Origin of the sequence: Enterococcus casseliflavus NBRC 100478 (genome assembly GCF_001544095.1) — a bacterium.
GTDB lineage: Bacteria > Bacillota > Bacilli > Lactobacillales > Enterococcaceae > Enterococcus_D > Enterococcus_D casseliflavus.
Genome location: NZ_BCPT01000017.1, coordinates 65,378 through 76,818 on the forward strand (window position 1 = coordinate 65,378; position 11,441 = coordinate 76,818).

10 protein-coding genes are annotated in these 11,441 nt (G+C 42.3%); 1 reads left to right on the plus strand and 9 read right to left on the minus strand.

Features of this window, described 5'->3' with window-relative positions:
* Nucleotides 1–40: 40 nt before the first annotated feature.
* Nucleotides 41–358 carry a hypothetical protein gene (locus ECA1_RS13600; protein WP_060792767.1) on the minus strand — a complete coding sequence of 106 codons (318 nt, stop codon included), beginning with the start codon at nt 356–358 and terminating at the stop codon, nt 41–43.
* Between the two features lie 447 nt (nt 359–805).
* The gene (locus ECA1_RS13605; RefSeq protein WP_236596094.1) at nt 806–1,930 is read right to left on the minus strand and encodes a GGDEF domain-containing protein; all 1,125 of its coding nucleotides are present in this window, start codon (nt 1,928–1,930) and stop codon (nt 806–808) included.
* Between the two features lie 134 nt (nt 1,931–2,064).
* Between ECA1_RS13605 and ECA1_RS13610 the strand changes: the two genes are divergently transcribed.
* Nucleotides 2,065–2,808, plus strand: coding sequence for an EAL domain-containing protein (locus ECA1_RS13610; protein ID WP_010748787.1), 744 nt, complete (start codon nt 2,065–2,067; stop codon nt 2,806–2,808).
* 295 nt (nt 2,809–3,103) lie between these two features.
* Here the strand turns inward: ECA1_RS13610 and ECA1_RS13615 are convergent, their stop codons facing one another.
* The 7 genes from ECA1_RS13615 to ECA1_RS13645 form a co-directional block, all read right to left on the minus strand.
* Nucleotides 3,104–3,952, minus strand: coding sequence for a MerR family transcriptional regulator (locus ECA1_RS13615; RefSeq protein WP_060792768.1), 849 nt, complete (start codon nt 3,950–3,952; stop codon nt 3,104–3,106).
* 156 nt (nt 3,953–4,108) lie between these two features.
* Nucleotides 4,109–4,456, minus strand: coding sequence for a DUF7006 family protein (locus ECA1_RS13620; RefSeq protein WP_016609683.1), 348 nt, complete (start codon nt 4,454–4,456; stop codon nt 4,109–4,111).
* A gap of 124 nt (nt 4,457–4,580) precedes the next feature.
* A complete protein-coding gene (locus tag ECA1_RS13625; RefSeq protein WP_060792769.1) occupies nt 4,581–4,976 on the minus strand; it encodes a hypothetical protein in 396 nt (131 codons plus the stop codon).
* A 172-nt stretch (nt 4,977–5,148) separates the two neighbouring features.
* Nucleotides 5,149–5,478 carry an LPXTG cell wall anchor domain-containing protein gene (locus ECA1_RS13630; protein ID WP_060792770.1) on the minus strand — a complete coding sequence of 110 codons (330 nt, stop codon included), beginning with the start codon at nt 5,476–5,478 and terminating at the stop codon, nt 5,149–5,151.
* Nucleotides 5,479–5,512: 34 nt separating this feature from the next.
* Nucleotides 5,513–6,076 carry a hypothetical protein gene (locus tag ECA1_RS13635; RefSeq protein ID WP_060792771.1) on the minus strand — a complete coding sequence of 188 codons (564 nt, stop codon included), beginning with the start codon at nt 6,074–6,076 and terminating at the stop codon, nt 5,513–5,515.
* A gap of 26 nt (nt 6,077–6,102) precedes the next feature.
* Entirely contained in the window at nt 6,103–6,621 is a 519-nt protein-coding gene (locus ECA1_RS13640) for a hypothetical protein (protein ID WP_060792772.1), read from the minus strand.
* A gap of 39 nt (nt 6,622–6,660) precedes the next feature.
* Nucleotides 6,661–11,241, minus strand: a complete 4,581-nt coding sequence (locus tag ECA1_RS13645; protein ID WP_060792773.1) for a hypothetical protein — start codon at nt 11,239–11,241, stop codon at nt 6,661–6,663.
* Between the last annotated feature and the right edge of the window lie 200 nt (nt 11,242–11,441).

Below are 11,441 nucleotides of genomic sequence, written 5' to 3' on the forward strand. Positions count from 1 at the left end.
TTTGTCATTCTTCTTAGTACATGATTTCTATGAATTCCCTTTACCCAACCAACAAGAGCAGCAAACACAAAACCAGTGCCGTTAAAACGAGGAGAAAATTGATTATCTCTGGCGCACCTTCAATCCTTCTCTGTAATGGCGGAGGACGAAAACTTGGATTCATACGTTTCGTTTGGTAGTCCACGCTGCTTGATAAAAAGCTGTCGGAAGGAATCATAAACACCAAAAGAACGCCATAAATAATGGATGCAGGAATCAGGAGTGAGCATTTGGCTAGGTAGCCAATCAGTAGACTCACGATCAAAGGAATAGCTACGTACAAAACACTTTGGTATAGTATTCGCCGAATTGGTTTCATAGGGAAGTCTCCTTAGTCAATCTTCGTTACGCACAGGCACAAAATAATTTTATTTACTTATCAAATAAATATACCATTGCTTTTAAAGACTGTAAACACGCCAGAAAACCAAGTCGATGCTGCCAAGCGCGGCTGCCCAATGCTTGGTGCAAAAAAAGAAGTGGTTTCTTCCCACTTCTTAAAAAGCACTCTACTTGTTTTTTCCCTTCAATTAACCTCTCAAGATAATCGGTAAACCGTTATACTTACCAGATTGCTTCCTCTCTTCCCTTTGAAAAAGCTACGACGCTGGAAAAAGAAGCCTGCGAACCTTGTCTCTTTATTAAAACTTCTTCTGAAAAATATTCGTCTAAAGAAATCATACGACCTTGTCTTCCCTTTTGGTTTCCTACAACACCTATCCACTTGAGAAAAGACTGCGAAACCTTCTTTAGAAAAGCAAACGTCTCAAGAAAAAATAATCGTGCGGTTTCTGCCCTTCCTTTTGGCTTCGTACAATGCTTGATCTGCTTGGTAGAAGGTTTCTGAAATGTCTAATGCAGAGGCTGCTTCTGAAATCCCTGCTGAAAAGTAAAGGGTCAATTGGGCGGTTTCTAATTTCAACTGTTCATTGCTTAAAAACAAATGGAATTCTTCAATAATTTTTTTCACAGCATCAGAACTATTCTCTTTAAATAGGACTAAAAATTCTTCGCCGCCATATCGATAGACTTCGACTAAATGGGAAGGACTTTTCTGGTAGAGAAACGTCATCAGTTTTTCCGAAAAGAAGGATAGGGCTTGATTGCCGATTTGATGTCCATGGTGATCATTGATGCGCTTAAAATGATCTAAATCCATCATCACCACGACGAGCTGGTCCTTCTCAAGTAGCGCCAGCTTTGAAATATCCTCGTTCAGACTGCGGAAATTTTTCACCTTGGTCAACTCATCATAATTGCGTTCAATGATTTTTGTGTTAATTTTTTCCAGGAAATTTTTTTGATTCTGCAAATAATACTTCCATAAAGAAACGATCCCCACAGATCCAATGCCTAAAGACACTACATCCCAAACGCTAATTTCGCGGCGATAAAAAAGCAAGGCGTTGAGCATCGGCGAGACAACCGTAACGAAAATCGAAAATAGGTAAAATGCCGTGTGATTTGGTTGTCCATAAAATCTTTTCTTTAATAAGCCCGTAACGATTAAAATGATGTAATTTAATCCGATAATAAAGAGCATGGCTTCCCATTCAAATTTATTGATCAATGCAAAAAAGGTCAGCAAAATGACGGGTACTAACCCAACCAGATAGATTTTTTCTTTGAGAATGCCAAAATAATAAATAAAGATTGGAATCGTATATTCATACGCAACATAACCGATACTGTTCAAAGAAAATGATATAATAAAGTAGACTTGCGAAATAAACAAAACAATACCAATAAGAATTTTAAACGACAGGCGTAAATTCAATTCTTTGAAGTTCTTGATAAACAAATCATACGAAATGAGCAAGCTCACGACCAAAACAGAATAGATCGCAGCATAAATCAGATGGACAAACACACTACTCCTTCTTTCTTTCATAGATTTTTCTTTAAAATCGTTCGCCCATGATTTTGAAAGGCTCGATTCTTTAACGATGCAGCGCACGAAATAAGCTTTTTTCCTGCACTTCATGAAACCAAAAATAAAGCGACCCCAGAAAGGAGCAGAAACCAATGTCTGAGAAAATAGAACAAGAACTCTTATCGATATTTCCCCAATTATATTTTGATGCCCAGCCTATCTTTCAAATGAAAGCAGATAGTCAGAAAGTGATTGGCTACGAATTATTATTGAGAAGTACCGAAAGAAATAGGTTTCCCCTTTCCTTCTTCCAGCAAGTGATCAAATACAAAAAATTACATACTCGTTTACTGCAGTGGTATCGAAATGAAATTTTCAGCTTGCTTCATCCGAACGAAGAAACAAAAATCAGTCTCAATATCCACCCGCAACAACTCAGCTACCCAGAAACCTTTTTGATGTTAGCTGATTTAGCTCCCTACCATGATCGTATTTTGATTGAGATCACCGAAGACGATACAGAACCTTCTATCGCTTGTGATCCCAAGTCCTTTCTTATGAACAAAATCAACCAAATAAAAAAGATGCGCTTCTCTGTCGCATTGGATGATGTAGGGACAGGCATTCATTCACTGACAAATATTGCACCGATGCTGGATAAAATCGATGTGATCAAATTTTCGCCTATCTCGTTGCGAGTCCTATCCCAAAAAGAGATTTTCTTTTTGATCGACTTCTGGCGAAATATCGCCAGCAATCGTAAAATCCAATTTATTGTCGAAGGGGTCGAAACCTCGGATATCCATGAGTACCTACTTGAAGAAGAGATTTTTCTTCAACAAGGGTTTTATTTGGACAAACCTGCCCCAGCTGATCAATTAAAGCGAAAAAAATAGCCCTCGCATCGTTTATTTTTCTCACTATACGCGATTAAAAATAAACGATTATTAAAAAAATGAACAGATGCCCTTCAAATATAACACAAATAATTTTATTTGCAGAATTTTTGCTGATTCGGCATCGTTTTAACGGTGATTTTCCTGAAATCAATTCAATCATTCCAACAGATATTTTATCCAAACAGGGGAAGAAACGATAGGAACATTGCTTTATCCAATCCATCCCACACACAGAAATCAAAGAAAGCGAAACACTCTACAGGATACGTTCCAGTGGTGTTTCGCTTTCTTTTCATTTTAGATGTTTTTGTTCCATCTCATCTGCTGCTAACAGCTTTTGGTAATAGGCTTCATAAGAAGGACTTACTCGCCTCATAGCAGGAATAAATTTTTCATAATAACCGCTTGATTGGTAAAAATGCTTCATCTGCTCTTCGATCTCTTTTAATGGTGAATCGAGATATGCAGGACTTGCTTTAAACGCAAGGTATGCTTGGATTGTCTCTTTATTGTTTTTGACAAAGTCACTGTAATTACTAAGACTTTGTTCTTTAAACACGCGCATTTCCTCTACTTGTTCTTTCGTAAACGAAGGCGTGTGTTCTTCCAAAAAAAGCGTCAATTCTTCTGATAAAACGAACGGATCTGTAGTATCCAAAAATTCCACGATTTCTTGAAAAGCTTGTTGCTGCTCCTTTGTTTCAATTGGTTCGTCTAAATAGCAAGAAAAGTGAAATCCAATCAAACGCCCGTAGTTACTAGGAAACAATTCGAATAGCTTTGTCATGATCGTCTTTTTCTTGTCTAGGGATCCGATTTCTTCTGCCAGTTCCTCTATTGGTCTTCCATCAGCGAGCGCATCCAAAAGCTGGATGGTTTCTTCTAATTTTCGGGCTGCTTGTTTTCTTTCCTGAATGATTTGTTTCAAATACTCTGGATGCGCGCAATATGCTTTGATTTCCGCAACGCTCAACCCTAGTTTTCGATATAAGCCGATCGTCTGCAACCGTATAACATCTGCTTCAGAGAAGGAACGGTAGCCATTTTCTAGAATTTTTGGGAAAAGTAAGCCTTGCTCACAATAATATAAAACAGCTTTTTTTGTCAGCTCTGCCCGTTTTGCCACTTCACTTATTCTCATTCTATTTCCCTCCTAAAACAAGAATAACCCCACCCCTAGGGGTAGAGTCAATGATTACTTAAATGAAATGGCTTATACGATTGATTTGTGATTTTGCAGGATTGTTTGAAAAGCCCTTTGAGTCCTCTATTCCCTATAGTTCACTCATTTTACTGTTCATCTCACATTGAAAACCAGAGAATGTTTCGCTTTTGTTCCTAGATTGTAACCACACAGTTCTTTTAGATAAAAGCGGTAATCATTTTCAACGATTCGAATGATCTCATTGTCGGAAAAATCGTCGAATCGCATCATTTCTGTGACTAAGACCAGTTTGGCGTCGATGCCCAGAATATCTGGGGTGATCGCCCAAAATGTTTCTGGTGAAATGGCTGCTACCAATTCATCAAGGAGGGCCAATTGCTTTTCAACATACGCTGCTAAAGCGCCATTGGCGCGGTGTGACTCCGCAAATTTCTTTTGAAATCCATCAAGGTATTCTGTTTTTGAAGTAAATACCGTCATGCTTTTTTACTCCTTTCTTTGAGGGGAACAAGCCCCGTTATTTTCTTCCTAAAGCTCAGCTTGTTCTTCTAGTTATTCATTCACTATTTTTTCTAGCTGCTGAAAAATCACCCAGGTACAGGCGTCAATGCAGAATATCCAGCAATCCTCTGACCAACTGCTTGTAATGCTCTTTTTGATCTTTTGCTCCATTTTCTGCCTTGATTGAAAGACTTTGCTCAATGGCTGCTTGAGGAATCAGCAGGTGGGTATTTAAGCTTGAGATAAAGGAGACACATTCTTCCAATAATTGATACTCTTTTTGCAGGTTGCTGGGTAATTTATATTTACGTAATGGAAATAAATAGCGAGCACTGGCTTTTATTTCTTCTATACGATCGTTTTCTAGTAAGTAACGCATGGTATCGAGTTGTTTCCCTTGGTGATACGGGCAAGTATCTGCACTCAGCAGATGGGTATAGTACCCGATGTATTCACTATTTATGATGGTTCTTTCAAACGCTTCTTTCTTGATTTTCATCTTCTGTATCCTTCTTTCAAAGCTATCACTGACCTCACTTATACAGCGTTTGTGGTATCACTAAGTACTGTTTCTTCTTTTGGTCCATTTTTTGTTAAATCTTTCATCAAAAAAAGAGAAACTGCAAGTTTTCCCCACAGTTTCTCCTTTACGCTTCTAGCGATGCCTATAGTTAAGGAGCGACGCTTTCACCGTGTTTCTTTTTTCTTGTTACTGCGACGACAAACAGTACTAGGAGTGTATACCCAAGAATGATCAAACTGCTTGTGTTTGATGAACCTGTTTGTGGTAATTTTCCTTGTCCGATTTGAGAACCATCTGCTACGATCGTTTTCTTATTGTCATCGTCTGCTTTTTCCTCTTGCGTCACCGTTTCACCGATTCGACCAGTCACAGAGACTTGCCCTGTCGTCGCCTCTGCGACGCTGGTTTCCGATAGATCCCAGACAGTCAGAGTCAGTAACACAGCGACGAAAAGAACGATTCGTTTTCGTTTTTTCATACGATAGATCCCTTCTTTACTGGGATTTCAATTCTTAGTCTTCCTCTACATCCGGCGCAAAGCTCAAGACCAATTTGAAACTTGGATTTGATTCTTCTGACGCATCGGTCGGTGTTGCTTCACCAGTGAACGCAAATGTTCCTACATTCGTACCTTGGTTGCCTTCAAGGGTAAATAATTCTGTTTCTGCTACGGTTGGTGTGCCGTTTTCAAACAACTCGATACCATTTACGTTTAACAAGTCTACTTCATCCATATTCAATGGTGTATCAACACCCGCAACAGAAGCGATCACACCAACTGCTGAGTTATTTGTCACAGTGTAGCTAGGGGAAACGATCTCTTTGTGGCTTGACTCTTCTGTCGTATAGAACAAAGCAGTCGTTGGAATCGTCACATTGATCCATTGGTTCAAATCGTCGGGATTTGGTCCAGGGGTTGTGTTATCGAATGATCCGATGATCCCGTTTACTTGGACATCTCCTGACGTATCGCCTTCACGTCCGTCAATGTTTTGTGTCGCAAAAGCGGTGGTGCCGCTTGCGATTACTCCTGCGATCGTTGCGGTACTTAGAATAGCTGCTACAAATTTTTTCATTTTTATTTCCTCACTTTTCCTTTTTTTTAATTCTTAACGATAATCGTTAATTCAGCTTCAGTGACCCCTTGTTTTTCTTTGCTTTCAGGGTCGTAAATATTGATCGTGGCTTTGGCGGGATATTCCCCTTTTGCCAACGGTGTCGCCAAGGCGACATTTTCAACAAATTGGTTTGGATAGATCGCACCGGAAGAATAGATGACTTCCCCGCTCGACAGTAAAGAGATATCCACGGCGATTGGGTAAACATTGGTGCCCGGATTGACGATCTCGATGGATCCTGTGCTTTGACCATCTTCAAAAATGGCTTCTGGATTGATTTGCAGCGTGAAATAATTCGCATCCGCAATCTCCTGCGCTCGTTCAGAAACCCGCTGATCGGTGGCATCGCCAGATTCTGGCAACAGGTCGGCACTGATCAAAGGGACTGCTGTTTTTGATTGGTAAAAGTAGTACCCGATCCCACCGATAAGTACTAGCAACAGCAACAACCACAAGATCCATTTCCGTCGATCCTTCGTTTCGGTTTGATTCGTTTTCTCCAATGGATTCACCTCCTTCACGTTTGGTACGATCTTTTTTCTTTAATCTCGTGGGACAAAGCGTAAGACGATGCGATACTTCGGTACGAGCAAGTCTTCATAATACCCACCTTGGTCGGCTTCTGTATCAACGATCCATTGGGGATAGTCTCCATAGAAGTCCCCCGTTAAGGAAATCGGCACGCGGCTTCTTTCTTCTAGGCGAACCAAGTGTTGTTCCTCCATCGCTTCATAGAGTTGGATCTGTGTTTCTTCCGTTTTTAGATTTAATCGCAACAGCGGGGTTGAAATATCGTCATAGGTCAGGGTTGGGTCTTCTTCTTCGCTTTCACTTTCGGCATAGTCGAGAGGATCTTCTCCCGCTTCTAATAAGACAATACTGGCACTATCATCGATCGCCAGTTGATTGACGTAGGTATCCACGGCAAGTGGCGATTGATTGCGGATCTCATACGTTTGGCTTTCAAAATTACGATTCGATTCCGCCGTATTGTACAAGGATTCAAAGACCATTTTGGTCGGGATCGTCACTCGCATATGCTCCAGTTTCGATGTCACATCGATACCGACTGTCAGCTGGTAGGCTTTATTCCCCACCTCAAGAACAGCAAAGTAGCTACCATCTTCGTCGACTTCTCGTGTAAGATCCGTTTCTACGATGCGAAAGTCTTCCGTCATATCCGCTTCCGTCAAGACGTTTGCGGCTTGCGCACGACTTTCTTGAAGGATCAAAGCATCTAATTCTTCTTGCGTGCTTAATTCATTAATTTTATAGCGATCTAAGGTGATATTGTATGCTTCAAAGTTCACACCTTTAATCACGGTTTGACGAGCGGTCACATCGACATAGGTCTCAATCGACGGTTTTGATAAGAAAATCGACACTTCTGTCTCGGTTTCCAATCGTTCATTTTCTCTTAGTGGAATACGGAAATAGCGATACAGCTGATTTTCATCACGATAGTCGCCCCATTCAATTCGTTCAGAGTTTTTGTCTAATTCGACGAGTTCTCCGTCAGTATTGGTATAGGAGATCACTGTGATATCGGTATCCTCGTACATAGAACCAGTGATTTCAGTCGACTGATCACTCAATGCATCGATTCGGGCAACGAGGCCTTCTGGTTCTGAAAAACGAATTTTATTGTAATTATTTTTCGCAATCACTTGATAAATATCTGTTTGTGTTTCAAGACTTTCTAAGGAACCATCGAATTGTTCGCCACTCAGCAATCTGGAACGTGCTTCGCCATTTCCTGTGCCTCCATAGGGGAAGGTATTGCCACCATTTCGATTGATTCGCATCGTTCCTGATATATTGATAAATTCTTCCGTTGGTGCCTCTAAAGAAGCATTTTCCCAAACTGCTAGTTTTTGACTTGCCACATTGATTCGCAAACCATTCGCAACCGTATTTTGTGCGGAGCGGATCAAACGCTGCAATTGCGCATTGGCTTGACCAGTTCTTGTCGTAGGGTGACTAATTTCAAACAAATTCACATTGTTTATATTCAATCGTGCATTGGCTAGTCTGAAATAAAGAACTTCAGATTTATTTCTTATGGTTTCTAATGCAACCGTAGCGTCTTCTTCTGCCGAAAATGAATTACGCACATTGACTAGTGGTCGATTGATAAATTCTGCTGATGTCCCCATGCCTGTTCGGTTATCAGTAAGGGAAAATTCCGCTCGTTTACCAACGGTAATGTTTGCGAACGAATTCGAGTGACTAGATGACCAGTTTCCGCCTCCTTGCGTATTTAGCCCTCTCGCAACTCCTTTAAAGGTCGCGTCATCATTGAGAATGAAATTAGAGGAAGTCGTGACTCTAAAGATTCCTCCAGATTGATCCACGTCAAGGGTAGCTCCTTTGCCAATCCGAACAAATGAATTACTAGCCGTCAACCATATAAAGCGGGAATCTGAAGTCGTTCGATCTCTTCTTGACGTCATGGTGGCATTGTCTTGCAATTCCACTCTTTGCGACACTTGGATTCTGGAGTAGTTTTGACTTGTTGCTGAATTTTGAATCGCCGTCGTTGTTGGCTCTGTCAAATGAACTTCAGCATGTTGTCCCAGCGTAACGGAACGAACAGTGGTGTTTCCTGTCATTCCCCTCGCTGCGTTGATTCTCGTATAGGAATTTTCGCCAAATAGCAGATCCGTCGTTCCGACGCCTTGTAAAAATCGTCCCCCCGTATCAACTTCGACTTTACTTGCTTCTTCCATCGTAAATTTCGAGTTCGCCAAGGTTAAACGAAAGACCGCTCGTGCTGCTTGTCGCGTAGTATGATTGACCGTTACTTTCGCTTCACGTCCGAGTTTGATTTCTTCTCTAAAGCGGAAAAAATCAACATTTGCATTGCTTCGTCCAGAAACGGTGATCTCAGAGTGATTGCCCACATGCAACCGGCGAATGGTTGAAGAAGCAGCAGATGAGGTACCGCCGGTAAAGCCTTGTGCGGTTTGTAGGCTGATCGTATTTGCTTCACCAATATAGATATCTGTTGTGCTGCGACCAGTAACCAATGGTCCTACTTGATTGAGGGTGATAGTTGCATTTGCTTCTGATAGAAATTGGGATGCCGCCGACGTTGAACCCAATGCAATGAAAGGATTGGCGGCCGATGACGTGCGAGAATAATTGATCGTCGCTTTTTCTCCTAGAAAGAAGCGTCGTTGCACGGAAAATGCATTGACTGATGCACTCGTTGAATGCTCAGCAATCGTGATTTCAGCCCCTTCAAGCAACTCAAATTGATCGACCATCGTTCCAGCGGTGAAGCCATGACCTAACACACCAGTAAGTTTCGCGTATTTTCCTAAAGTTACCTGAGCCAAGCTTGCGTTGACGAACGCCCCACGCTGATTCACAGCTATTTCTGAATAGTCACCAATGGTGATTTTTCCGTTGCTCGATGCTAAACCGATGACGACATTCGATGTACTTGCTGAAGAGGTCGTTCGCGTTCTCGGTACGTCAATTGTTGTATGACTGCCGATTTGAACCGAAGACGTTGCGAAAAAGGTGCGATACGCTTGACCAACAGTGGCATTACTAGGTTCACTGATGGCTATTTCCACCTGATCACCAATCGAAATACTATCAACGGCTATGTTGCCATTAAACCCGTTGCTATGCTGATTGTTCATTTTCACGTGGTCTTGGATCACGATCGTGGAACTTGCCACCCCTGTAAACATTGGTCCATGCTGCGAGACCTTGGTTTGTGTGTGCTCCCCCAAATCGATGGCGGAATTCGCACTTCGAAGTTGAATAAATGCCCCGGTCGTTGTGCCCGTCCGCGTTCCTTCAATAATGGTAGGTTGGTCTGCGGTACTATTTTCAACGATGAAGCGGCGTCCGACATTGATGGCAGGCGTCCCGCTGACCGTCCCGTATTCAGATAGCTTTAACTGACTACCTGCTTGTAACCGTATCTCTCCTAACGTACTGGTGGAGTTCCCAGAAAGCCCTTGTCCTGTGCCGACGTCCAGAGTTGCCCCTGTGGCTAACGTCAATCGACTATCTTGATTGGCATTTGGCAAGGAGACCATCGCGCCAGATTGGCGAATCGTCGTCACACTTCCTTGATCAAAATCAAGGCTTGCTGCGGTACCCGTCATGTGAAAGACGGTGCCAGTATTGCTGTTGGTACTGCGAGTGACAGAAATTTCAGCTTGGCTAGCGACTGCTACTTGGTTCATTTCAAAAATCGGTGTGGCATTTGAGGAGCGATGATTGATCGTCAATTGCCCTTCAACCAAAAGCCTTTCCGCCGTGAACAAGGTTGGAATAGAAGACGTCGCTGTCGTCACCACATTGGTTCCTTTGAAATGAAGTTGTGCTTGGTTGTTATTCACCACGCGTCCTGCGGTAGTGGTCAGCTCCAGTTGGGTATCTTCAAAAGTGATCGTTGATGCCCCAGTTGTTTGAGCTAGCCCTTGCGCTGACTGGATGCCTTGTTGCTGCACCCCTTGCCAAGCCAGTTGAACGGGTGCCGCAAACTGCATCAGGTTCTCGGCTGCCGTCTGTGAAACGATCACAGGCAATTCTTGACTACGAAAGGTAACGTTCGTCCGTTGGATCCCACTGATTGGCTCAGTTAATGCCAAGTTGCTGGCAAAAGTTAGCACTAGCGATTGCTCATTAGCGATTTCTTCGTAACGATACTCCGTGCCCTCTTCATCGGTGAAGGGTTCCCCAAGTAAAATTGCCCGCAATTGCGTCTCACTTGCTACAGTCAGTTGGATGGTTGCAGCTTCTGCATCGAACCCTTCGACTTGCTCGTTTTCAGATTCTGGCTCCTCTTCATCTTCTGAGCTGTCTGGCGTTTCTGCTTCGGGCAGTGCTTCAGTTTCTTCTACTTCTTCTTGGCTAGCGGTCGTTGAATCATCGGTGGCTTCCGAAGAGGTTGTTTGTTCCTCGCTGCTTTGCTCGGTTGACTCTTGCGTTTCCGATTGATCAGCAGAATTATTGGTTTCCTCCCCAGAAGATTGTTGCGTCCCTTCAGAAAGTGACTCTGTTTCTGCATAAGCAACTTGCTGGAACGCCATCGTCGTGTTGACGCCCGTGCTGCTCAGTAGTAATACGGCCGAAAACAATGTAAGTAATTTCATCATATCCTCCTTTCTTCAAGTCTTTGTTGCGTTAAGAAAGCTGAAAACTAGGGAATAGCTTCTTGCTTTTTCACGCAAAGCTGTCTCAATATTCTTCGTTTTTGAGGGAACGACAAAAAAAGACATTTTGATGAATCAAATGTCTGGAGAAAGTTGTTAGATTAAGTTTTCATAAAATAATAACTACATACGAGTTCTGGATT

Bases quoted from the DNA above. Each gene is read 5' to 3' on its own strand.
- ECA1_RS13600 (WP_060792767.1), bottom strand. From the start codon at position 358: ATGAAACCAATTCGGCGAATACTATACCAAAGTGTTTTGTACGTAGCT.
- ECA1_RS13605 (WP_236596094.1), bottom strand. From the start codon at position 1,930: ATGAAAGAAAGAAGGAGTAGTGTGTTTGTCCATCTGATTTATGCTGCG.
- ECA1_RS13615 (WP_060792768.1), bottom strand. From the start codon at position 3,952: ATGAGAATAAGTGAAGTGGCAAAACGGGCAGAGCTGACAAAAAAAGCT.
- ECA1_RS13630 (WP_060792770.1), bottom strand. From the start codon at position 5,478: ATGAAAAAACGAAAACGAATCGTTCTTTTCGTCGCTGTGTTACTGACT.
- ECA1_RS13645 (WP_060792773.1), bottom strand. From the start codon at position 11,241: ATGATGAAATTACTTACATTGTTTTCGGCCGTATTACTACTGAGCAGC.
- ECA1_RS13610 (WP_010748787.1), top strand. From the start codon at position 2,065: ATGTCTGAGAAAATAGAACAAGAACTCTTATCGATATTTCCCCAATTA.
- ECA1_RS13620 (WP_016609683.1), bottom strand. From the start codon at position 4,456: ATGACGGTATTTACTTCAAAAACAGAATACCTTGATGGATTTCAAAAG.
- ECA1_RS13625 (WP_060792769.1), bottom strand. From the start codon at position 4,976: ATGAAAATCAAGAAAGAAGCGTTTGAAAGAACCATCATAAATAGTGAA.
- ECA1_RS13635 (WP_060792771.1), bottom strand. From the start codon at position 6,076: ATGAAAAAATTTGTAGCAGCTATTCTAAGTACCGCAACGATCGCAGGA.